General features: G+C 54.4%; 18 protein-coding genes and 2 pseudogenes. 11 read left to right on the forward strand and 9 right to left on the reverse strand.

Annotated features, from left to right (window positions below; genetic code table 11):
- Nucleotides 1-3: 3 nt before the first annotated feature.
- Nucleotides 4-402, reverse strand: a complete 399-nt coding sequence (locus CKL79_RS02440; RefSeq protein ID WP_121967975.1) for a gamma-glutamylcyclotransferase — start codon at nt 400-402, stop codon at nt 4-6.
- 437 nt (nt 403-839) lie between these two features.
- Here CKL79_RS02440 and CKL79_RS02445 point away from each other — a divergent pair, with 437 nt between their 5' ends.
- The 5 genes from CKL79_RS02445 (at nt 840) to CKL79_RS02465 (ending at nt 6,617) form a co-directional block, all read left to right on the forward strand.
- Entirely contained in the window at nt 840-2,096 is a 1,257-nt protein-coding gene (locus CKL79_RS02445) for a Zn-dependent hydrolase (RefSeq protein WP_121967976.1), read from the forward strand.
- Between the two features lie 8 nt (nt 2,097-2,104).
- Nucleotides 2,105-3,292 carry an ABC transporter ATP-binding protein gene (locus tag CKL79_RS02450; RefSeq protein WP_121967977.1) on the forward strand — a complete coding sequence of 396 codons (1,188 nt, stop codon included), beginning with the start codon at nt 2,105-2,107 and terminating at the stop codon, nt 3,290-3,292.
- A gap of 128 nt (nt 3,293-3,420) precedes the next feature.
- Entirely contained in the window at nt 3,421-4,737 is a 1,317-nt protein-coding gene (locus CKL79_RS02455) for an extracellular solute-binding protein (RefSeq protein WP_121967978.1), read from the forward strand.
- 158 nt (nt 4,738-4,895) lie between these two features.
- Nucleotides 4,896-5,753, forward strand: coding sequence for an ABC transporter permease (locus CKL79_RS02460; RefSeq protein WP_121967979.1), 858 nt, complete (start codon nt 4,896-4,898; stop codon nt 5,751-5,753).
- Between the two features lie 57 nt (nt 5,754-5,810).
- Nucleotides 5,811-6,617, forward strand: coding sequence for an ABC transporter permease (locus tag CKL79_RS02465; protein WP_170943935.1), 807 nt, complete (start codon nt 5,811-5,813; stop codon nt 6,615-6,617).
- Between the two features lie 25 nt (nt 6,618-6,642).
- Here the strand turns inward: CKL79_RS02465 and CKL79_RS24115 are convergent, their stop codons facing one another.
- On the reverse strand, nt 6,643-7,062 hold the full coding sequence (locus CKL79_RS24115; RefSeq protein WP_346427038.1) for a hypothetical protein: 420 nt from the start codon (nt 7,060-7,062) through the stop codon (nt 6,643-6,645).
- A pseudogene (locus CKL79_RS02470) lies at nt 7,042-7,923 on the reverse strand (FAD-dependent oxidoreductase); the annotation flags it as partial. The gene CKL79_RS24115 and the pseudogene CKL79_RS02470, both read right to left, overlap by 21 nt.
- 390 nt (nt 7,924-8,313) lie before the next feature.
- On the opposite strand from CKL79_RS02470, the gene CKL79_RS02475 reads away from it, so the two are divergent.
- Both CKL79_RS02475 and CKL79_RS02480 read left to right on the forward strand, forming a co-directional pair.
- Nucleotides 8,314-8,511: a hypothetical protein gene (locus CKL79_RS02475; RefSeq protein ID WP_121967982.1), complete on the forward strand. Its 198-nt coding sequence runs from the start codon at nt 8,314-8,316 to the stop codon at nt 8,509-8,511.
- A 6-nt stretch (nt 8,512-8,517) separates the two neighbouring features.
- On the forward strand, nt 8,518-9,228 hold the full coding sequence (locus tag CKL79_RS02480; protein ID WP_121967983.1) for an SH3 domain-containing protein: 711 nt from the start codon (nt 8,518-8,520) through the stop codon (nt 9,226-9,228).
- Between the two features lie 151 nt (nt 9,229-9,379).
- Here the strand turns inward: CKL79_RS02480 and CKL79_RS02485 are convergent, their stop codons facing one another.
- Nucleotides 9,380-11,707 carry a Tex family protein gene (locus CKL79_RS02485; RefSeq protein ID WP_121967984.1) on the reverse strand — a complete coding sequence of 776 codons (2,328 nt, stop codon included), beginning with the start codon at nt 11,705-11,707 and terminating at the stop codon, nt 9,380-9,382.
- 233 nt (nt 11,708-11,940) lie between these two features.
- Between CKL79_RS02485 and CKL79_RS02490 the strand changes: the two genes are divergently transcribed.
- From CKL79_RS02490 to CKL79_RS02505, 3 genes are all read left to right on the forward strand, one after another.
- The gene (locus CKL79_RS02490) at nt 11,941-12,543 is read left to right on the forward strand and encodes a heme-binding protein (protein ID WP_121967985.1); all 603 of its coding nucleotides are present in this window, start codon (nt 11,941-11,943) and stop codon (nt 12,541-12,543) included.
- Nucleotides 12,544-12,931: 388 nt separating this feature from the next.
- Nucleotides 12,932-13,330 carry a hypothetical protein gene (locus tag CKL79_RS02500; protein WP_121967987.1) on the forward strand — a complete coding sequence of 133 codons (399 nt, stop codon included), beginning with the start codon at nt 12,932-12,934 and terminating at the stop codon, nt 13,328-13,330.
- Nucleotides 13,331-13,550: 220 nt separating this feature from the next.
- Entirely contained in the window at nt 13,551-14,462 is a 912-nt protein-coding gene (locus tag CKL79_RS02505) for a hypothetical protein (RefSeq protein WP_141242136.1), read from the forward strand.
- Here the strand turns inward: CKL79_RS02505 and CKL79_RS02510 are convergent.
- The 4 genes from CKL79_RS02510 to CKL79_RS02525 form a co-directional block, all read right to left on the reverse strand.
- Nucleotides 14,449-16,263, reverse strand: coding sequence for a penicillin-binding protein 2 (locus tag CKL79_RS02510; protein ID WP_121967989.1), 1,815 nt, complete (start codon nt 16,261-16,263; stop codon nt 14,449-14,451). The genes CKL79_RS02505 and CKL79_RS02510 overlap by 14 nt on opposite strands.
- 65 nt (nt 16,264-16,328) lie before the next feature.
- Entirely contained in the window at nt 16,329-17,102 is a 774-nt protein-coding gene (locus tag CKL79_RS02515) for a hypothetical protein (RefSeq protein ID WP_121967990.1), read from the reverse strand.
- A 201-nt stretch (nt 17,103-17,303) separates the two neighbouring features.
- Nucleotides 17,304-19,061 (reverse strand): biosynthetic-type acetolactate synthase large subunit, encoded by a 1,758-nt coding sequence (ilvB, locus tag CKL79_RS02520; protein WP_121967991.1) that lies wholly within the window; start codon nt 19,059-19,061, stop codon nt 17,304-17,306.
- 184 nt (nt 19,062-19,245) lie between these two features.
- Nucleotides 19,246-19,875 carry a hypothetical protein gene (locus tag CKL79_RS02525; RefSeq protein WP_121967992.1) on the reverse strand — a complete coding sequence of 210 codons (630 nt, stop codon included), beginning with the start codon at nt 19,873-19,875 and terminating at the stop codon, nt 19,246-19,248.
- A 137-nt stretch (nt 19,876-20,012) separates the two neighbouring features.
- On the opposite strand from CKL79_RS02525, the gene CKL79_RS02530 reads away from it, so the two are divergent.
- A complete protein-coding gene (locus CKL79_RS02530; RefSeq protein WP_121967993.1) occupies nt 20,013-21,614 on the forward strand; it encodes a HAMP domain-containing sensor histidine kinase in 1,602 nt (533 codons plus the stop codon).
- 81 nt (nt 21,615-21,695) lie between these two features.
- On the opposite strand, the pseudogene CKL79_RS02535 reads toward CKL79_RS02530, so the two are convergent.
- A pseudogene (locus CKL79_RS02535) lies at nt 21,696-21,985 on the reverse strand (photosystem II D2 protein (photosystem q(a) protein)); the annotation flags it as partial.

Consider the following 21,985-nt stretch of genomic DNA (forward strand, 5'->3'; position numbering starts at 1 on the left):
TTTCTATTGCTGCGCTTTATAGGCTGCCCAGCCGCCAATGTCGGAAATGTCGGGCCAGCCGCCTTCGTCTATGAGGGCTTTGGGATAGAGCATGGCGATCGCCTTTTCCCCATCCTCTAGCGTCACCTCTGCCGGGTACATATCGGGCGGCTCTGTCGAAACCAGATAGTTATACTGCTCTGCTGTGAGTTCGTACACTTCACCAGGAATCGAGATGCCGTTTGTCTCGGTCTGATAAATGCCAGGATGCCAGCCGTCTTTAACCGCATGCAGCCGGTAGCTGGGCGCTGTTTTAGCTTCGCGCAGGAAGGTCGCAGACTGGAGGTTTTGATGGTCGGGCTGACCGCGCAGGGCTGAGCCGCAAATGAAAACATGTTTAACTGCCGAAGCCGCGTCGGACATTATGCACTACCTCTGAGAAATTGAGAGAAATATAAGCTTAAAACGAGACGAGAAGTAAGCGCGGATGTAGCACTTGGCGGATTTCTCGGTATGCAGACAGGCTATTTCATAAGTCAATCGCTGCACCTGAGGCACAATCAGCCAAGCATCACTAATCAGCCACCCGTTCTATAGCGTTGGCCACTTGGCTTGAATACAGCAACGCAGGTAAAACCTTTGCATAACAACAGGCCAAGTGACTCGCGTTACCCGAATGCATCCGGGTAACGCTATAGATAAACCTGATACAGTTTCGCTGCCTGATCAATTGTATACAGTATACATATATACAATGTCGGGAAGAAAAAGCCTCAAGCAGTATCCTATTACCCAGAAAATTGTTTCTGGGGGTATTAAAGATCGTTTACAGAGCATCTACAACCCTCAGGAGGGCATGAGTGGTAAGTCTCGTTTCAAAGCTTCAGGTCGACCAAGACCGGCTGATGGAAAGTATCGCTGATCTGGCCAATATCGGCGCGCTGCCTAATGGGGGTGTGCAGCGCCTTGCCTTTAGCCCAGAAGACTGTCTTGCTCGCGACCTGATTCAGCAGTGGATGCGCGAGTCGGGTATGCAGGTGCGGATTGACCCGGCAGGCAATATTATCGGACGCTATCCGGGGCGATTTGAACAAGCGCCGGCGCTCACCACTGGCTCTCACATTGATACAGTACCCAATGCTGGGCACTATGACGGTACTTATGGCGTCTTGGCGGGGCTGGAAGTGATCCGGACGCTGCGCGATCGCCGCCATAGCTTAGACCATCCGCTCGATCTGATTGTCTTTGCTGACGAGGAGCGCACTATGGTTGGCTGCAAAGCCCTTTCTGGCAACCTGGGCAGCGATGCCCTACCCTATCGCAGCACCGATGGCGAACCCATTCAAAGCTGTCTGGCCAGGGTCGGCGGCGACTGGTCAAAACGAGCCGATGTCCGGCTGACCTCGGCTGAGTTGGCTGCTTTTGTAGAGCTGCATATAGAACAGGGGCCAGTCTTAGAAAGCGCTCAAAAAGAGATTGGCATTGTCACCGGAATCGTCGCTCAGCAGCGCTACATCTTCACCGTAGAAGGTCGGGGCAGTCACGCCGGGACAACGCCTATGCATCTGCGGCAAGATGCGCTGGTAGCGGCCTCTCGGCTAGTGCTAGCGGTTCACGCTCTGGGCAATCGGCCCGGCGATCAGGTGGCAACCGTCGGGCAGCTAGACGTAGCTCCCAACGTAGCCAATACGATTCCAGATCGGGTAGAGCTATCGCTCGATATTCGCGATCTCGATGAAGACCATCTAGATCAGCTGATGACAAAGCTAGAAGCTGAAATGGCTCAGATCGCCGCCGAAACAGAAACCCGCATTCAGCTGTCGCCACTGTTGCGCAACCAGTCGGCCCTGGCGAATTCTCGCATTCAGACGGCGATCGCTCAGGTGTGTGAAGACCTCTCGCTGAGCTACATGCAGTTGCCCAGCCGGGCCAGCCACGACGCCCAGGAGATGGCCCAAATCACCGATATGGGCATGATTTTTGTGCCCAGCGAAGCCGGTATTAGCCACGCCGAAACCGAGTACACCTCTCCGGAGCACTGCGCCCAGGGAGCCAACGTTTTGCTACACACGCTCATTCGCCTCGACCAGCACTATCGCTGCTCAACTGCAGGTTAATAATTCTCATGAAAACAACTACTGAGCCTCAGTCTCCGCTTACCCAGTCTGAAGCAATCTCCCCAGCGATCTCGCAGAAGAGCGCTGCTGCAGGTGTCTCGCTACGGTCGGTGACCAAAAAATATGGCGCTGTTACTGCCATTGAAAATATCACGTTAGATATTCCGGCAGGGGCCTACTGCTGTTTGCTCGGGCCGAGCGGCTGCGGTAAGACAACGGCGCTACGGATGATTGCCGGGCACGAGAGTGTGACCAGCGGCGAGGTGTATATCGGCGATCGCCCCGTCACCCACCTGCCGCCCGCCCAGCGCAACACCGCCATGATGTTTCAAAACTATGCGCTTTTCCCACACAAAACCATCTGGCAAAACATCGAATTTGGCCTGAAGATGAAAGGCATTGCCAAAGCCGAACGCACCCAGCGCGTCGATGATATTTTAGAGCTAGTCGGGCTGAGCCACACCGCCGGGCGTAAGCCCAGTATGCTCAGCGGCGGTCAGCAGCAGCGCATTGCCCTGGCCCGAGCCTTAGTCAATCGCCCGCAGGTGCTCATGCTCGATGAGCCGCTGAGTGCCCTAGATGAGAACCTGCGGGTGCGAATGCGCGGCGAACTCAGAAAAATCCAGCAACGGTTCGGGCTCACTTTTTTACAAGTCACTCACGACGTAGAAGAAGCTTTTTCGCTCTCCGATCAGATTGTGGTGATGAATCACGGCCATATCGACCAGGTGGCGACGCCCGCAGAGCTGTTTAATACGCCAGCTTCGCAGTTTGTCGCCAAATTTATCGGTGACAACAACATTTTTAGCGGCACCGTCGTCAATGCTGTACCCGACGAAAAGGGCAAAGACCTCATTGAATTAGACGCCGATGGTTTAGGTACTTTCTTCTGTCAGGGTACAGCTACACTGGCGGGCTCAGTCGCCGCCTGCTCTGTCCGTCCCGATTTGATTCACCTCACTGCGCAGTCGGACTCATCGACTGCGCCTGTTCCCTACGCTAATCACCTGACAGCCCGGATTACCGATGTCGAGCTGACTGGCTACGTCACCCGTGTCACACTCAGGGTAGAAGCCACTGACCAGATGCTGCTACATAAGGTGCGAACGACAGACTGGGTGACATCCGAGCTAGCAGTAGGGCAACCGGTGACCGTTCGCTGGTCAGCTCAGGAGTGTGTTTTTCTGCCGTATTGAGCCCGTGACTCTCAAAGCTTAAGCTAAGGCAAAGAAATCGTCTCTTTACTTTTGCTTAACCTAAGTTGTTTACGGCTTCGATGTTTACTGCCCAAAGTTGTTCATTCATTGTTTAGTAATTCAAGCGCATGCCTAAATTTACTCGCCGACGACTGATTCAAACCGGACTTGCTACGGGCGCAGCTCTTGCCACTGCTCGCTGCACCAAGCCTGAGACCGCTGCCGAGGGCACACCCGACAATCCGGCCACTGGCCCCGAAGTCAACGCCAACAAGACTAAAGATGTGACGCTGCGACTAATTGGTACTGGCGTTTCGCAAATCAACGAGATCCGCGATAAAGCACAAGAAGATCTGGGCTTTAAGCTAGATATGCGAGCGCTCAGCACCGAAGAAAATAATCAGATCGCCATCACTCAGCCCGGTCAGTACGATATCTTCGATGGAGAATATTTCAGCCTGCCCCTAGTCGTACCTTCGGGCAATCTTCAGCCGATTGAGGTGGCCAGGATCAAGAACTGGGATAAGATCGTCCCTTTCTTTACCGCTGGCGAGTTTGAAGGGATGCCGGTTGAGACTTCTCAAGGGACCGCGCCTTACAGGGTGATGTACGTAAACGGGCCAGATGCGACCGAATTTTCTCCGACGCCGACTGACTACGCGACGCTGATTCCTTTTCAGTACAATGCGGACACGTTGGGCTACCGCCCCGATCTGGTCGGCAAAGAGATCCAGAGCTGGGGTGAACTGTTTGACGAGGAATTTAAGGGTAAAACCGCTATTCTGGACATCCCTCAAATTGGCATTATGGATGCGGCGATGGTAGCGGAGTCGCTGGGTCTGATGACCTTTGCCGACAAGGGCAACATGACCCAAGCCGAAATCGATCAGATCATAGACATTCTTAAAGAACAAAAAGCCAACGGTCAGTTTCGTGCCTTCTGGAAGACGTTTGATGAGTCGGTCAATCTGATGACCTCTGGCGAAGTAATACTACAGTCAATGTGGTCACCAGCGGTTACGGCCGTTCAGTCTCAAGGCATTGAGTGTGTCTATGCGCCGCTTAAGGAGGGCTATCGCGGCTGGGGTGGCGGTGTGGGTCTTTCTAAAAATCTGGATGGGGTTGAGCTAGATGCGGCCTACGAGTATTTTAACTGGATGCTAGATGGCTGGGTGGGCGCGTTCTTAGGGCGTCAGGGATACTACAGCGCGGTTCCTGAAACGACTAAGAAGTTTATGTCTCCGGCTGAGTGGGCTTACTGGTATGAGGGCAAAGCTGCCCCCGAAGATATTGTTGATCCTTTTGGGAAGACGCTGGCAAAGGCTGGCGCTGAGCGCGATGGCGGTTCTTTTGAAGAGCGCTTTGGCAATATTGTGGTTTGGAACTCGACGATGGATGAGAATACGTATCTGGTGCAAAAGTGGAACGAGTTTATTGCTTCATAGATTAGCTGACTGTTGTGATTGGCTGATTGCTATTGGCTGATTGTGATTGGCTGGTTGCCATTGGCTGATGATGGGCTATCGGGGCGTACCGTCGTGCGCCCTATCAAGCTTCTGCGGCAAAATATCGGATACAGGCCACTCTCTCACTAAGTACTCCCATGACTAGATCCTGGTCAACTTTAAAGCCTTATTTCCTAGCGGCACCGCAGGCGATCGCACTCGCCCTGTTCCTGGTTTTTCCCATTGTCCTGATTGGCGTCGTCAGCTTTTGGGAGTTTAATGGCTACTCCATGACGCCCGCTTTTACGCTAGATAATTACATCGGCATTTTTACGTCTGATGTCACGCTTAAGACCTATCTCAACACCTTTAAGTTTGTCGGCTTAGTGTGGCTGTTTACGCTGCTGATTGGCTATCCGGTGGCTTACTTTTTGGCGTTTTGCGTTAAGGAACTGCGCTGGCAAGTGCTGCTGTTTTTGGTCTGCACGATTCCTTTTTGGACATCTAACGTGATTCGCATGATCTCCTGGCTGCCGCTGTTAGGCCGGGAGGGCCTGGTCAACCAACTGCTGCAAGGGGCCGGACTGATTAACCAGCCGCTTGAGTTTTTGCTCTATTCAGACTTTGCGGTAGTGCTGGGGATGGTGCATCTGTACATCATTTTTATGATTGCGCCTATCTTTAATAGCCTGATGCGAATTGATCGCACTCTAATTACGGCTGCTGAAGACATGGGCGCATCGGGGCTTGATGTTTTTAGAGAAGTGACTTTACCGCTGTCAGCTCCCGGTATTGCCATTGGCTCAATTTTTATTGTGACGCTGGTGATGGGAGAATTTATTACGGTGCGGCTGATGGGCGGCGGGCAGGCGGCTTCGGTAGGGAAGCTCATTCAGACGCAGATCGGCAGTTTGCAGTATCCGCTGGCGGCGGCTAACGCGATTGTGTTGCTGATAGTGACAATGCTGCTGGTTATATCGATTTTGCGTGTGGTCAATATTCGTAAAGAGCTGTAGAGAGTTGAGAATTTAGTTGGGAATTTAGTTGGGAATTTAGTTGGGAATTTAATATTGATGAAAAAGCGATCGCTCTCCTTCTACCTACTTGCGGCCTTCTTTGGCCTGTTTATTTTGTTCCTCTACGGCCCGATGATCACCATCTTCATCTTGTCGCTGCAGGGGCCTGATGGCAATTTGACTTTTCCGGTGCGCAGCTTTGGCGTTTACTGGCTAGGGCAGGTTTTTCAAGAGCAGCGAGTGGGCAACTTTATCGAGCCGTTTCAGCGATCGCTCATGTTAGGGGCCATTGTCACTGTACTGGTTGCCAGTATGTCGCTGCTGGCAGCAATGTCCTTTCGCCAGCGTTTTAGAGGCGCTACCCTGCTGTTTTACCTGACGATTGCTAGCCTGATTGTGCCCAGCATTCTGATCTCTTTGGGACTCGGAGTGATGTTTCAGGTATTGGGGTGGCCGACCAACTGGTTTAGCTCTGGGTTGGGGGCTCATCTGACCTGGACACTGCCGATCGCCTTTTTAATTATGCTCGGCATCTTTAACCGGTTTAACCCCACTTACGAAGAAGCTGCTAAAGACCTGGGCGCAAACGATACCAAGACCTTTTGGGAGATTATTCTACCGCTGATTTTGCCCAGTCTGGTGGGCGTTGGCCTGCTTACCTTTACGCTCTCCTACGACGAATTTACCCGGACTTCTCTCGTTTCCGGGCAGTACAACACGCTGCCTTTAGAGATCTTTGGCATGACGACCAATGTGACTTCTCCGGCACTGTACGCGGTCGGCACGCTGACGACGCTGTTTTCCTTTAGTCTGATTGCGATCGCCTTCTTCGCCTATCGCCGCTTCTCTGAGAAAAGCAGCTAGACACAAAGCGGCTAATCGGCGCAGGCTAGAGACAAAATAGCTCTTCCCCTGTAGAAGGATGAATGCCAATAGTTTGCGCTAGCTCAGCAGCGGTAAGCCCTCGCTTTAGAGCCGGTACCAGCGCCTGTACCAGGTCAGCGGCTCGCGGCGCTGCCATATGAATGCCGATAATCTTTTGCGTCTTAGGATCGATGATCAGCTTGATCAGCGCCTCGATTGGGTTGCTGGTGATGGCGTATTTTAGCGGCGTGAAAGTGTTGCATTTGATCTCTATTTGACCGTAGCGATCGCGGGCCGCTTGCTCAGTCAGCCCAGCCATCGCCACTTCTGGATGCATGAACACCGCCGAAGGTATCCAATAGTAGTCCACCTGAGCTGAACTGTCGCCGAACATAGCCTCAGCTGCGGTGGTGCCTTCTGCCTTGGCGACGGGCGTTAGCAGCATCGTGGCCGTACAGTCGCCAATGGCAAAAATGTTAGGCTCCTGAGTACGTCCCTGCGGATCGACAACAATCATCCCTTTTTCGGTGTCAATGTTTACCGCTGCCAGATTGAGCGTATCGGTGTTGGCCGTGCGACCTAGCGCGCAGAGAATCTGGTCGGTTTTTACGATTTTACCATTGCTCAGATCGGCGGCTAAGCAGTCTGTTCCTTTTTCAATTTTTTTCAAGCGAGTGTCGTCCATGAGCGCTATTCCGTCATCTATCAGGGTTTGTTTGACTCGCGCCTGAATGTCTTGATCAAACCCGTTTAGCACGCAGGGATTTGACTCTACTAAGGTGACCTGACGACCATAGCAGCGCAGCACCTGGCTAAACTCGACCCCAATGTAGCCGCCGCCCGCGATTAAAAAAGAGTCGGGCAGCGTGTCTAAATTGAGAATTTGACGTGAGTCGATAGCGTGCTCTATGCCCGGCAGATCTGGCATGGTCGGTCGGCCACCGACAGCGATGAGAACAAACTCACTGGTGACCTTTTGGCCCTCTATCTCTAGCGTATGGGCATCGATAAACGTGGCTTGCCCGCGCAGGATATCAATGCCTTCCAGCTTCTCGATCTGTTTTTGCCGAATAGCGCGAACGTGATTGTCCATCGCTTGCTTAAAGCTGGGCCAGGCGAATTTTCCTTTGGGATTTATCCAGCCATAGCCGCTGGCGATCTCTTGTTGCTTGGCAAATTCGGCGGCGTAGATCATCAGCTTGGTAGGGATGCAGCCGCGATTGACGCAGGTGCCGCCGATGACGTTTTTTTCGGCGATCGCCACCTTTTTACCCAACTTGTCTGCCCGCTTTGCCGTGATAGTCCGCCGGAGCCCGCCCCGATCACTACCAAATCATAATCGTATGCCGCTGCCATGCTGTTTTAAGGACCCGTTTTTGGGGTTTTGTTTGTCAGGTCTTGTTTGTTAGGTCTTGTCTGTCAAGGTAGATGAGCACGCTAGCCTAAACCCTCTGTCCGCAGGTGCAATTTGATTTAGCTTTCTCGGTGGTTAGCCGTGGTTACCAAATTTGTAACCTGGTTAGATTTGACACGGTCTCGTCATAGCCTGTAAGAGTTCAGCCGAGGGCTGGCTCGCGGCAGAAATCTGGAATCAGCTGCTGATAAGTTGATGTAGAGAAGGTTTGCCCTATACGGCAGCTCGCAGACCGACAGGCCACTGATCGCCCAAGCGCTTTCACTCAGGAGGCAAAAACCCATGTTTCGTCCGGTGCAAAACCAAAAATTGCGTTTTTTAAAAGCGCCTGCAAATGCCTTTCATGCCTGCATTGCCAACAGTCTGGGGGCTCCGTTGCTGCGCCAGCTGCCCTGGAAACAGGGTACGATTTTCCCTGAGAGGAACCCTGGCCCACCGAGCAGAGCGCCTCTGGCACTTACCCATAAAACAACGCTCTAAATCGTCATGAAACGTTTGATCTCTTTGCTCACGGGAGCCGGTCTCACGGCTGCGCTCTGCTTAGCTTTGCCCCAACATGCCTTTGCCCGACCTGCCGACGGCTGGGTATCGACCACCCTCGACGGCGGCGGTGCCAATTTGCGGGCTGCGCCTTCTACCAATTCTGCTATTCAGGCAACGGCTGTCAACGGCACCCGCTTTAGCATTGTCGATCAGCAAAATGACCAGGCTGGCTATCGCTGGTATCAGGTGCGCCCCGTTTCAGTGAACCCGACTTCACCCGTATGGATTCGCTCTGATCTGGTGAGCTTTGCCGCGCCGATTGCAGCCCAGCCGCAAAGAAGCTGCGGCGAGGCGATCGCCCAAACCGAACAGCGTCTCAGAACCTTCCCCAATACCGAAATTAGAACGCGCACTCAGCAACCCCACGGCTACACCGATGGCCCGGCTGGTCGGCCCAATGGCTATAGCTTCATTCTGACAGGCAGCGGCGCACCGAGCATTTTAGCCTCGCCCGCTGTTATGAACTCAATGGCCGCCCAGCTTATCGAAAACTGTTCGGAGGCGGGGCTGGTCTCTTTTGGTGCCACGCCTACTGATAGCAGCTATGCTAACTACGGCTGGATGCCAGGGCGATTAGTGCGCCCGTTTCAGTGCAGACTGGGGACGAATAGCGATCGCCCACCTGCTAAGTGGGGAGAGCAAATCTGTCTGTAAAGGCTGACTCCTATAGCTTTGGCCACTCAGCTCACTATATGAGTGATCGCTAGAAGCACGCCATGGTTAGTCAGCACGCCATCGGCAGGAAATGATGACAGCCAACGCAAAAGCCGTTCTGTCACACCAAAAGCGTGCAGCTAATGGCCAGCTAGGGTCGGCGGCGGTTGAAGCGATGCTTGAGATCTTCGGGATTGAGGGATTGGCTAGCAGGCGGAGACTGGTCAGCAGCAGCAGCTTTGCGCTGAGGTTTGTCAACTGCTGATGACTTGGATTTGTTAACGGTCGGGGTTGGTTTATCGGCGCTCGGCGCATCACTTTTTGAGCCGACTTCGCCGTCCAACCGCATACTCAGACCAATGCGCTTGAGCTTTTCTTGTACTTCTAGTACCTGCACTTTGACTACCTGCCCCACTTGTACAATCTCTTTAGGATCTTTGACAAATCGGTCGGCCATTTGTGAAACATGAACAAGCCCGTCTTGATGGACGCCAATATCGACAAATGCGCCAAAATTAGCCACGTTGGTGACGATGCCTTCTAAAACCATGCCTGGTCGCAAATCGCGGATCTCGTTGATGCCCGCCGCAAATTTGGCATAGGTGAACTGCGCTCTGGGATCACGGCCTGGTTTTTCTAGCTCGCTGAGAATATCTCGGAGGGTGGGCTCTCCTACTTTCTCGGTGACATACTTTTTGAGGCTGAGCTGTTTGAGCTTGTCGGTAGCCTGGGGTATGGCTTTGAGCGGCACTTGCAAATCTTGAGCCATGGCTTTGACGACACTGTAGCTCTCAGGGTGGACGGCGGTATTGTCGAGCGGGTTGTCGCCATCTCGAATGCGTAAAAAGCCAGCGGCCTGCTCGTAGGCTTTGGGGCCTAGCTTACTCACCTTGAGCAGAGACCGGCGATCGCCAAACCGCCCCGCCTGATCGCGAAAGGCCACAATATTGTTGGCGATCGCCGCACTCACCCCCGACACATATTGCAACAGCTCACGCGAAGCCGTGTTTAGATCGACGCCGACATAGTTGACGCAGCTCTCTACGGTGTCATCAAGCTTTTGCTTCAGTCGCTTTTGGTCAACATCGTGCTGATATTGGCCGACGCCGATTGATTTGGGGTCGAGCTTGACCAGTTCGGCTAGCGGATCTTGCAGTCGCCGGGCAATGCTGATCGCGCCGCGCACGGTGATGTCTAGATTGGGGAATTCGGCGATCGCCACCTCACTGGCCGAATAGATAGACGCGCCCGATTCATTAACCATGACTTTCGTAGGCGGCTGGTCTAGAGCAGCGATCACTTCTCCGACAAATTCATCCGTCTCGCGGCTAGCCGTGCCATTTCCAATCGCGATCAGCTCAATTTTATGGGTGGTAATCAGGCGACGCAGCACCTTCGCAGCCTCGGCGCGGCGACCCTGACCCGTGTGCGGATAAATCGCTTCATACGCTAAAAACTGACCGGTCTCACCAATAGCCGCCACCTTACAGCCAGTGCGAAAGCCTGGATCGACGCCCAGGGTGGGCTTCATGCCAGCGGGCGCGGCAAGCATCAAGTTGCGCAGATTTTCGGCAAAGGTTTGAATCGAGGCTTCGTCAGCCCAGGCTTTTTTCTCCGCAATCACCTCATTGGTCAGCGAGGTTTTCATCAGCCGGTTAAAGCCATCTTTGACTAGGTCAGCATAAAACTGCCGCAGGGCCGGGTCGCGACTGCGAAGCTGCGTGCTCAGCAGATAGTCTAAAACGGCAGATTCATCAAAGGTCAGCGCCAGTTTGAGAATGCCTTCTTTATCGCCGCGCAGCAGAGCCAGCAGATTGTGAGGGGCAACTTTGCTCACGGCTATCTGGTAGCTGCGGTACATTTCGTATTTGGTAGTGCCTTCTGGGTAGGCAGATTTCACCTTTGAGGTGAGCTGACCTTGGCGTAGAAGCAGACGGCGTACATAGGCTCGCAGCGGGGCTTGTTCTGCCATACTCTCTGCCAGGATATCGGCGGCACCCTGCAAGGCAGCGTCCGGTGTTGCCACCTGCTCGCTCACGTAGGGCTGAGCAATCTTGGTGAGGTCGATGCCGCTTTGCCCGCTGGCGTTGAGCTGGGCAATCTTGGCAGATAAGGGCTCTAACCCCTGCTCTTTGGCGATGGTGGCGCGGGTACGGCGCTTGGGTTTGTAGGGGAGGTAGAGGTCTTCTAGCTCGGTTTTGCTCTGGCAGCGGTCAATTTTAGCCTGGAGGTCGGGGGTGAGGGCGTCTTGCTTGGCGATCGCCTCCAATACCGTCTGCTTACGCGCAGCCAGTTCGCTCAAATACTCATAGCGCTCAGCGATTTGCCGTAGCTGCACTTCATCGAGTTCGCCAGTGCACTCTTTGCGATAGCGGGCAATAAACGGGACGGTCGCGCCCTCGGCGAGCAGGGTCAAAGCCGCCTCTACCTGCTGAAGCTGGACTGACAGGTCTTGGGCAATGAGCTGGGAGGCGTTCATAGGCGCAGGCAAAGTACTGGCTTGGATTTTATCACTGATGAACAATCGCCGAGCGCTGTCTACATGAGGAGATGCTGAGCGCAGTCTATAGGGCGCGATCGCATAGTCAAAGCTCAGACGTAAAACTCTGTTGTTGATGTCGCGATAAGGGAAGGCCGCTGCCCGTATCTAATCTTGCCTGCTGGTAATCTCGCTAGACTAGAGGCATCTGTATGAAAAGGTGAAGGTCTGCGATGAAACTAGGGCAGGGGTTATTGATTGTTGGCGCGGTGCTGACGGGAGCGCTGTTGTTTGGGGCGTATAGCGCGGCATCTGCGCCTTTGCCGGAAGGGTTTCCGGAGCCAACGGCAGATGGGAAAATTGAGGTGAAGCGGTATCCGGCGTATCGGGCAGCGACGGTGCAGGTGTCAGGAGACTTGGGGTCAGCATCTTCGCGCGGGTTTTCGCCGCTGTTTCGGCACATCAGCGACAATGACATCTCGATGACGGCTCCAGTAGAAGCGCAGTATCCGGTGGCAACGCTGGAGACAGCGGCGACGCAAGGGGAAACGGCGGTTTCGTTTTTGTATCGGAGTGTAGAGATTGTGCCGCAGGCGGTGGCCGATGAGGTACAGGTAGAAGACAGTGCGCCGATGACGGTTGTCAGTTTGGGCGTGCGCGGCGGCTATGACTATGACATTTATACGAAAGGGATTGAGCGACTCAACAGTTGGCTAGCGGCGCATCCGGACTATGAAGTGGTAGGGTCGCCGAGGCGGTTTTTCTACGATGGGCCGTTTATCCCAGACGGACTAAAGCGGAGTGATATTCAGATTCCGGTTGAGCGAAAGTCTTGATGGCAGCAAGTTGGAGCGATGCTGAGCGCTGGCGAGCCATAAAATTCTTCAGACTGAAAATTCTTCAGACTGACGCAAATGGCTAACTTTTTGATAGTCCCTTCTCCTTCAGCACTGCAATTGACAAGCTGTGAAGCTGCGCACATCAGCAAAAACTGCTCCAAAGTGGCCAAAGCTATAATTCTTATTCCACAGCTGTTTTGAGATGACGAGACAGTCGCTTGACTGTGCGCTGGTCTGTGCGCCGGTTCGTTTTAGCAAGCCTGGCGGCAGCTCACCATAATGCCTCTTAACTTTCTAATAACCTTAAGCCAATGTGTGCTGTGGTTCCACTTCGGCTTTTTTGAATTTAGCTGTGCGAGTCTGAATAGGCATAGAGCTGTCTCCTTTGGCGGTTGATGATCTGCTGTCCATTCACGAAAAAGCATCCGACCCTCTCCATAACATGGGAGTTAACAGCATCCTTCACAATGCCTGGCTGCTGCCAGCATCAGTGATCGTTCTTATTTTCGGCCTGAGCTTTCTAGGCTTTCTCTTTCACTTACCCAAATCCGTCCGGCGCTTGGTTTTATTGGCCTTCTGCACATTCATTGCTGGCGCGGGCGTGGTTGAGCTGCTAGGGGGATACTACGTCTTTCTCCACGGTCGCGAAGGCTTGGTATATGCTTTGGTGAAAACAGTTGAAGAGATTTGCGAAATGCTCGGCATCGTTATCTTCATCTATGCACTGCTGCTCTATATGCAAAAAATGGGTATTCGCCAGGTAGAACTGCGAGGCAGGCTATAGCAGGTTTAGCAGCTACCGGTGCCGCCAGCTAATAGCATTCATCTGCTTGTCCTAAATAATATAACAGAGCCCCCTGCGCTGAACGGCATTCGTATACTATTGCTGAGACCTGCTCCCTGATCTCCATTGCCTGTCTACAGGTAAGTCGCTAGCACAGCTAAGCAAGCTCACATAGATTTGCTGGCCAGATGAAACCCTGATGAAACCCTATTGACTCGTCATGTTCTATCACAGATTTAAGTCTTCATCGCGGTTTGCGTTTGCCTGTGGCATGGCTGCTTATGGGCTGGCGATCGCCCCTCTCCCCACCTTCGCTCAAACCCTAGACCCACAAACGCCAGAACCTACCACTGTTTGCGCTTTCGATCCGAGTTCTGGGGCGATTAACCCCCTCGGGATGCGTGCCTTCATCACCGTCAGTGAGGTCGAAGGCAACAGTGTTTTCCTGTTTGAGCAGTTTCCCTCCTTTGTTTCATCAGGTGTTTCATCAGGTCAGGCCGGAGGGCCACCGATAGATGTTGACATTGCCTCCGAACGGACGCTGACGATTTATGAAACGCCCATCGCCGAGGCCCGTCAGCTCGTAGTCAACAACCCGCCCTACTACGCCGCCCTAATAGGATTAGAAGATATTGACCAGGTGATGGGCGAAAACGGGTTTGGCCCGGTTAACGACACACTCACCTGCCAGACCGCTGGCGGCACTGCCACCAACCCTATGCCCGCCGGCCCTACGCTAGCCGATCTACCTGATGGTAACTATCGCATGACGACAGCCGAGTATCCTAACCGTATTGTCAGCGACGAAGAACTGCTGGCAAGCGGCGGCTACTTGTTTGTCTTTCAAAAGGCAGGCAATAGCGTGACCGGCAATTTTGGTCACATAGACCACGAAGAAGGCGCTTGTATCACCGGCACAGTCAGCGGCAATACCATCACTGGCCAAGCTTACACCGATGATCGACCGACCACGATTGAGGGCCAAACCTACCTCGACCCCGGGGGACATCTGCTGCTCGGCGAGAAGGCTACAAATGTTCGCTACGACGGCTCAGTGATGAACGTAACCGGACTCTCCCGAATCAATGCCGGAACCAGACTGCCTGTGACCGACTGTCTTACGGCGTTTTAGCGGGCGCAGCGGCATCGGGGGCAACGCCTTCTAATACCACTAGCGACTCCAGCATTTTCTTCACGAGCGGGGCGGCGACCGTGCCGCCATAGGCGTTTTCGCCTTGGGGTTCGTCAATCACAGCTAGCACTACATAGCGAGGATTGCTCACCGGGGCAATGCTGACAAAGCTAGTGATCCGCTGATTACCGTAAGCACCGTATTCAGTGGCTTTTTGGGCAGTGCCCGTCTTCCCGGCAACCTGGTAGCCCTTGACTTTGGCAGCTGAGCCGGTGCCGTCATCAACCACTTCTTTCATCATCGCCAATACCTGACGGGTGGTCTCGGGCGAAAATATCTGCCGGGGGGCGGTGTGCTCTGGCGACCAGGTCAGCTCGCCGTCGGCATTGGTCAATCCGCGAACGACATGCGGAGTCACCATTTTGCCGTTGTTAGCTAAAATGCCGTGAAGCTGCACCATCTGCAGCGGCGTGAGTGAAAAGCCCTGACCGAAAGCAGTAGTGGCTGCTTCGACAGCGCTGCCAACAAACTGACTGCGGTCTTTAATCTGGCCGCTGGCTTCACCCGGTAGCTCGATACCAGTCGGCAACCCCAGTCCTAGCTTTTCGAACCAGTCGTAGTAGGCACTGCGCTGCACGGTTTCCATTACATGCACCATGCCGACATTGCTGGAGTAGCGCAGCACATCGGTCAATGAGATTGAGCCGCGACCGCCCCGGCTAGAGAAGTCAACGTTTTGAATCGGCCATTCGCCGATCTGAATGCGGCCTTCGTCGTAGACATAGTCGCCAGGAGCAATACTGCCATTTTCGAGAGCGATCGCCACATTGATCGGCTTAAAGGTCGATCCAGGTTCGTAGAGATCGCTGACTGCCCAGTTTTTGAAATATTCTATATTGGCGTCGTAGTAGCGATTGGGGTTGTAGCTAGGGGCGATCGCCATCGTCAAAATCTCCCCGGTGTGAGCGTCCATCACTAACAGCGCGCCGCGTTTTGCCCCATACTCTGCTACCGTATCTGCCAAATTTTCTTGAGCAATGCGCTGCAGTCGGCTGTCGATAGTGAGCTGCAGCTGCAGATCATCGCGCGCGACTTGCTGTAAGGGCGTCGCTTCACCTGCCTTCGCATCGGCATACGTCAGCTGCTTTTGCAGGCTGAGCTCCAGTCCTTCCTGGGGAACCCCCTCTAGATCGGTATAGCCCGTAATCTGAGAGAACAGCTCACCTTGCGGATACACCCGCTGCGGGGACGGCAGCAAATCTAACCCATCTAACCGCAGCCCCTGCAGCCGCTCAGCGGTTTCTTCAGAAATATCGCTGCTTAGCTTGATCCCGCTTTCCTGCTTAGCAAACAGCGTCAACAGCTCTTGAGGACTGCGCTCCAGCACACCGCCCAGCGCCTCAGCAATCGTTGTATCCGACTTCTTAAAGAGCATCGGGTGGACATACAGGGTGTATACCACCTGATCCATAGCCACCACATTGCCCTGGCGATCAACCATCTGCCGTCTAGCAGCGCGGGGCGTCGCCAAAATGGTCTGCTGCGCTTTTGCCATCTGCTTCAGCTCAGTGCCGATAAAGAGCTGCAGGTAGGCCAGCCTGCCCGCCAGACCCAGCATCCCTACTATCAGCACCAGCCACACCGTAATCAGGCGGAGTCGCGGCGATTTGAGGCGAAACGCTCGGCTTTGGGCGGGGGTGCGCCCGGGCAACCGAGCTGAGGGGCGGCGACGACGGGCAGATGGCGCTTTGCCAGGCGGGATAGGGCTTTTAGAAGCTCGCGAGCGGGTAGAAGCAGCCATGCTGACATTCACCGACAAAAAACAAAGAATGAATAGGAACGAATAGCGGACGTTTTGGATCGGGTTTAATAGCCTAACGGACGCGGCATTTTGGCAGGCATCTGCTCTACCGCGCGAGGCGATCGCTTAGGCTCAGGCGATAAAAACAGCGCGTCCTCAGGATCATAGGGTTCTAGCCCTGAACTGGCTTGGGCGGCTTGCTCGGCCAAACTTTGCTTAATCGCTTCGTTCACTGAGGTCAGCTGCTGCGATTCGCTTTGCAGCGCGTCTAGCTGGAGCAGCGCCCGATCTGTCGATTTGTCCATATAAACGGTTGAGCCATAGGCGATCAGCGCGCCGGTAAACAGAAGGCCCGTAACCATGGTCGACCCTTGCTGCACTCGGTTGAGTAGCTTCAGCCGCCAGGGCAGCTTGGATTTATCTGGAAAGGAAAGTGCTAGCTCTGAATCTGGGTCAGCCTGCACGCGCACGGCGGAGCTACCTAAGTGTAGCGGCACGACCTTGTTAGTAACGGCACCTGTGTCCGCTGGCGTCGCTGTCAGCTTGCCCCGAGACTGCCGGCTGGTTTGGGTAAGCGATTCTCCGGTAGAGGCAGAATGCGATCGCACCAATCCAAGCGCTACAGGTCGTGCTAACTCAACAGAGCGAATCGGCTGAACGGGAGCTGCTTGAGCAATCAAAAACTGAGTCTGATTGGACTGGCTCAGCCGAGAATGGCCTATTTTCAAGGTTTGCTGAGCCGGTAAGGCTGACTGCTCGGTAGCCTGAGCGCGCTTAACCTGATCAGCCTGACGGCGCTGAGACTGATCAATGGGATCGAACTCGGTAGCAAAGACCATGCGACTAGTGTCTAACTTAATTTGTGTAGAGCAGTGAATTTACTGAGAGAGCTGCACCGTCATCGTCGAGAGGCGCTTAAGCCGATGCAGCGTCGCCATCAATTAAATTACGCGCATCCTACCCTGCTAGCGGAAGAAGAACAAGTCTAATCGCAACTTTTCTCTCAAACTTTTTCTCTCAATTTTTTCTTTTTAGCAGCGCTATGGTCTGGGCTTATCGGGCAGACCCACCATATCGGCGTTGCTCTTATTGGGGGGGATCATGGGGTAGCAGTTTTCATCCCGGCGAACCCGCACGTCCATCAGCACCGGGCCATCGTGCGCGAGCATTTCGGAAATTGCCTCACTCAGCTCAGCCGGATCGTTTACTACCATGCCCTTCAGCCCAAACGCCTGAGCCAGCATGACGAAATCGGGCATACCCACCTCCATGTTAGAAGACGAATAGCGCTCGCCAAAGAAGGTCTGCTGCCACTGGCGCACCATTCCCTGCCAGCCATTATTCAAGATCACAGTTTTGACATCAATGCCGTACTGAGCCAGCGTCGCTAGCTCCTGCAGATTCATCTGAAAGCTAGCGTCACCGCTAATACAGAGCACCTGCTCATCAGGAACGGCCACTTTTACGCCTAGCGCGGCTGGCAGGCCAAAGCCCATCGTGCCCAGCCCGGCGCTAGAAATCCACTGGCGAGGTCCGTTTCTAAGAAACTGCGCAGCCCACATTTGATGCTGGCCGACATCGGTAGTGCAGTAGGCGTGAGGAGCCTGCTTAGTCAGCTCAACAATCACTGACTGGGGAGAAATCGAGTCGGGATAAATCGGAGCCAGCAGCGGAAAATCAGTTCGCCAGGTGTGGATTTGATCTAGCCAGGCGCGGGTCTGCTGGGGATCGGGCTTGTCCTGATGGTCGAGCTGGGCCAGCAGCTTTTGCAGTACAGCCCTCACGTCGCCCACAATCGGCACTTCTGGCTGCCGGTTTTTGCCGACTTCTGCTGGGTCAATGTCGATGTGGATCACCTTGGCCCGGGCCGCGAATTCATCTAGCTTGCCGGTCACTCGATCATCAAAGCGTGCGCCGATGGCTACTAGCAAATCGCACTGGCTCACCGCGAAGTTAGCATAGGCGGTGCCGTGCATGCCTAACATACCGACAGAGAGCGGGTGGTGCTCATCTACTGCGCCTTTGCCCATCAAGGTCGTGGTGATTGGCGCAGCAAAGGCTTCGGCCAGCGTTTGAATTTCGCCGTGGGCCCCGGCAGCGATCGCCCCGCCCCCGACATACAGCAAAGGAGACTTGGCTTCACGCAGTAGCGCGATCGCCTGCTCAATCTGATCGAGATCGCCCTCCGTCTGAGGCGCATAGCCCGGAATTTTGACTTCGCCGGGAGCCACCGGAATGTAGTCGATTTCTTCTAAGCCCACATCTTTAGGCACATCAATCAACACAGGCCCCGGCCTGCCAGTGCTGGCGATGTAAAAGGCCTCGGCGACAATTTGCGCCATCTGATTCGGGTCGCGCACCACGTAAGAATGCTTGACAATCGGCAGCGTGATCCCGTGAATGTCGGTCTCTTGAAAAGCGTCTGTGCCAATAGCCGCGCGGCTTACCTGACCCGTAATCACCACCATCGGGATCGAGTCCATATGGGCAGTCGCGATCCCCGTGACCAGGTTAGTCGCTCCGGGGCCAGAAGTTGCAAAGCAGACGCCCACTTTCCCAGTGGCGCGGGCATAGCCGTCGGCAGCGTGAGCCGCCCCCTGCTCGTGACGCACCAAAATATGCTTGACCAGCCCATCAGCCTCAGCTCTGTAAAGCTCGTCGTAAATCGGCAGAATCGCGCCGCCCGGATAGCCAAAAATATGCTCAACGCCGTGGCGCACCAGGCTATCAATCAGCGCATAGGCACCGCTGACCCGTCGGGTAGCCGTTGAGGAGTTTAGTGCGATAGTAGAGGCCATAAGAAGTTCAAGGGAAAAAAACTCGAAGAGAGAGACGCTAGCCGAGGAATGAAACTACGGGGTCGGTGAATCTGAAACCGGGCTTAAGCCGTGGGAGAAGTCTATTTTTTCGGCGTAAAGGGAATGCATCTATCCAGTGTAAATTGTAGCTAAACTTACAACAAGATATTTCTACCGGGCCTTGTCAGGGAAAAGGAACATGCAACCGGCTGGTATTTGGTTGCTCGACTTGCTTAATCCACTCTGTGCGCAGCGATCGCTCCAAAAAGTCTGCCGCCGTCATCGGCACCGCCGCTTCGCCTTGCCAGCCTGCTACCTGCCAGCCGTTAACGCGCGCTGGCTCGCCCCATAGCTGCAAATGCTCAACGGGCGGATCGGCATAAAAGTTTACCTCGCCTGCCCCTAAAGGCAGCATGCTCCAGTGCGTAAAGCTGTCATGGCTGAGGCGGCACACCGGCAACCCCACCACCGGCACGCCCCAGCCATCGAGTGCAAACAGCTTCGCCACCCGACCACCCTGCTGCTGCCACAGAGCCAGCGCCCCGGCCAGACCCACCACTCCAGCGCTGAAGCCCACTGCCACGATGGGCTGCATCTGATCGGGCTGCTTGGCAGCCGGTGAGCCGAAGATTTGCACCAGCTCTTCAAATACAGCCAGCGGGTTCGCGGGGAAAGCCTCGATTACATAGGGCTGAGCAAATGGGGGGAGCGATCGCACCCACTGCGCCGTTAGCCGCGCATCGTGAAAGCCAGGACAGACCATGACGGGCAGCTTATAGCCGTCTGATTGGGCAGGGATCAGCGAATCTTCCATCGGACGGAAACAATAAAAGGGGGCATCGGCTCAAGCAATACCGAATCCTATCGTTCGGTTCTACCCATAGCCATGTTAAAAGGCTTACCGGTAGTGTTGAAGTAGGTCATTTACGGGGGTTTGCAGTCGGCGCAGCTATGAGTGTAGCGGATCAGCTTCTACCTACTATTAGCGCATTAGTCGCCTTGGGAGAATTTGCCCAGGACGACCATCTGAGCAATGCGGCTGAAGTCAGCACCGTTAGCAGTGGTTTGCCGAGCGCCGCTAAGCAGCAGCGGGCCGAGCACGAATGGCAGGGAGCGATCGCCGCGCTCAACCAGCTCCTCACGCAGCAGACAAGCGGTCAGAGAGCCTCTTGCCAGCCAAAGACCTCGATATTTTCTCGCACCAAGCCCACTCAGGCGCTACTGATTTCCGGGCCAGTACCGCTGCTTAGTGACCCTGGAATGATTTCCCAGATTTCTAGCTGGACGTTTGCGCCGCAATCACCCGAACAGCTTGCCGCATTTAGTGCGCTCTCTCCAGTCGGGCGACTGTTTCAGCAAAAGTTTCAAAAGCAGTCTTCGGCGGCGCATTTGTTGCCCTTGCTAGAAGATGATCCGCTGGCTGAGGAGCGATTTGCTTTTGTGCTCACGCCCGAGTTTTCGCTAGTGCTGGTGCTGGGCAAAGACGCTGATGATGAGCTGCGCTTTCAGTTTTCGTTTATGCCGCAGGTAGTAGATTCGGTGTGGCGAGTCTTGCGATCGCGCATTCGTCTGGCCCGCCCGCAGCAGCTCGACTTTATTGATCCGCTGGTCGAAAAGTTTGCGCCCAGAGATCCCCACTATCGCACTGTCAGCCAGTTCAATCGCTGGATGTTAGCCTGCTTGCCTCAGCCATCTCAGCCTGCTTCGCAGCTAGACCATGCGTTTGCTCAGGCAGCGGCAAATACCGATGAGCGCGATCGCCCCAGTCGAACCAACAGTCAGACTAACGGCCAGAACAATAATCAGACTAACGGCCAGAACAATAGCCAGGTTTCTGACAGCGAACTACTCAAGGCGATGGCCCACGAGATTCGTACGCCGCTGACGACGATTCGCACCTACACGCGATCGCTGCTCAAGCGCAAAAATCTTGACTCGCAGGTGATCAAACGCCTGAACAGCATTGACCGCGAATGCACCCAGCAAATAGATCGTTTTAGCCTGATCTTCAGGGCGGTGGAGCTAGAAGCGGCTAGTCAGACGCCGAAGTCGCCGTTGAGTGCGATCGCCCTGCATCAGGTGTTTCAAGAAGCCATTCCGCAGTGGCAGCAGGCCGCCCATCGTCGCAATCTCTCTTTAGAAGTAGGGTTGCCGCCAGAGCTACCGATGGTAGCTAGCGACCCAACAATGCTACAGCACGTACTGACGGGCCTGGTAGAACTTTTCACGCACAGCGTTTCTCCGGGGAGCCATATTCAGCTTCATGTGCTTGATGCCGGTGACCAGCTCAAGCTCCAGTTTCAGTCTCAAGCTAATCCAGATCAAAAGCGTGCATCCGCCGCTTGCTCGCCCCCGCCCCTGCAGTCACTGGGCCATCTGCTCATGTTCCAACCCGAAACCGGCGGTCTGAGCCTGAACTTAGAAGCGACCAAAAATCTTTTTCACGCCTTAGGTGCTAAGCTCACCGTCCGCGAGCGCTTTAATCAGGGTACGATCTGGACTGTCTTTTTGCCCTTAGAAGCCAGCGGCCTTAAGTCTTACCCAATTGTTTAGGGTCCAATAAAAAAGCCCCCGCCCTCACAAATCGAGGATGGGGGCTAGCGCTATTAAGTTAGCGCTATTTGTAGCTGAGGTTTACAGCGCGTTACCGCGAGGCAATACTTCCTCAGGGAAGACAAACTTCTGATGCGGCTGGTCTTGGGGAGCCAACCACGCCCGAATGCCTTCATTCAGCAGAATGTTCTTCGTGTAGAAGGTCTCAAACTCGGGGTCTTCTGCCGCACGGATCTCTTGGCTCACAAAGTCGTAAGCTCGCAGGTTCAACGCTAGGCCGACAATGCCAATAGAGCTCATCCATAAGCCCGTCACCGGCACAAACAGCATGAAAAAGTGCAGCCAGCGCTTGTTCGAAAACGCAATCCCGA

The organism is Leptolyngbya sp. BC1307, assembly GCF_002286735.1.
GTDB lineage: Bacteria > Cyanobacteriota > Cyanobacteriia > Phormidesmidales > Phormidesmidaceae > Phormidesmis.

Excerpts from the sequence above, each read along its gene's own strand:
- CKL79_RS02460 (WP_121967979.1), top strand. The coding sequence starts at position 4,896 with ATGACTAGATCCTGGTCAACTTTAAAGCCTTATTTCCTAGCGGCACCG.
- CKL79_RS02530 (WP_121967993.1), top strand. The coding sequence starts at position 20,013 with ATGAGTGTAGCGGATCAGCTTCTACCTACTATTAGCGCATTAGTCGCC.
- CKL79_RS02525 (WP_121967992.1), bottom strand. The coding sequence starts at position 19,875 with ATGGAAGATTCGCTGATCCCTGCCCAATCAGACGGCTATAAGCTGCCC.
- CKL79_RS02450 (WP_121967977.1), top strand. The coding sequence starts at position 2,105 with ATGAAAACAACTACTGAGCCTCAGTCTCCGCTTACCCAGTCTGAAGCA.
- ilvB (WP_121967991.1), bottom strand. The coding sequence starts at position 19,061 with ATGGCCTCTACTATCGCACTAAACTCCTCAACGGCTACCCGACGGGTC.
- CKL79_RS02515 (WP_121967990.1), bottom strand. The coding sequence starts at position 17,102 with ATGGTCTTTGCTACCGAGTTCGATCCCATTGATCAGTCTCAGCGCCGT.
- CKL79_RS02490 (WP_121967985.1), top strand. The coding sequence starts at position 11,941 with ATGAAACTAGGGCAGGGGTTATTGATTGTTGGCGCGGTGCTGACGGGA.
- CKL79_RS02510 (WP_121967989.1), bottom strand. The coding sequence starts at position 16,263 with ATGGCTGCTTCTACCCGCTCGCGAGCTTCTAAAAGCCCTATCCCGCCT.
- CKL79_RS02475 (WP_121967982.1), top strand. The coding sequence starts at position 8,314 with ATGTTTCGTCCGGTGCAAAACCAAAAATTGCGTTTTTTAAAAGCGCCT.
- CKL79_RS24115 (WP_346427038.1), bottom strand. The coding sequence starts at position 7,062 with ATGCTGCTAACGCCCGTCGCCAAGGCAGAAGGCACCACCGCAGCTGAG.
- CKL79_RS02485 (WP_121967984.1), bottom strand. The coding sequence starts at position 11,707 with ATGAACGCCTCCCAGCTCATTGCCCAAGACCTGTCAGTCCAGCTTCAG.
- CKL79_RS02465 (WP_170943935.1), top strand. The coding sequence starts at position 5,811 with ATGAAAAAGCGATCGCTCTCCTTCTACCTACTTGCGGCCTTCTTTGGC.
- CKL79_RS02455 (WP_121967978.1), top strand. The coding sequence starts at position 3,421 with ATGCCTAAATTTACTCGCCGACGACTGATTCAAACCGGACTTGCTACG.
- CKL79_RS02505 (WP_141242136.1), top strand. The coding sequence starts at position 13,551 with ATGTTCTATCACAGATTTAAGTCTTCATCGCGGTTTGCGTTTGCCTGT.
- CKL79_RS02440 (WP_121967975.1), bottom strand. The coding sequence starts at position 402 with ATGTCCGACGCGGCTTCGGCAGTTAAACATGTTTTCATTTGCGGCTCA.
- CKL79_RS02480 (WP_121967983.1), top strand. The coding sequence starts at position 8,518 with ATGAAACGTTTGATCTCTTTGCTCACGGGAGCCGGTCTCACGGCTGCG.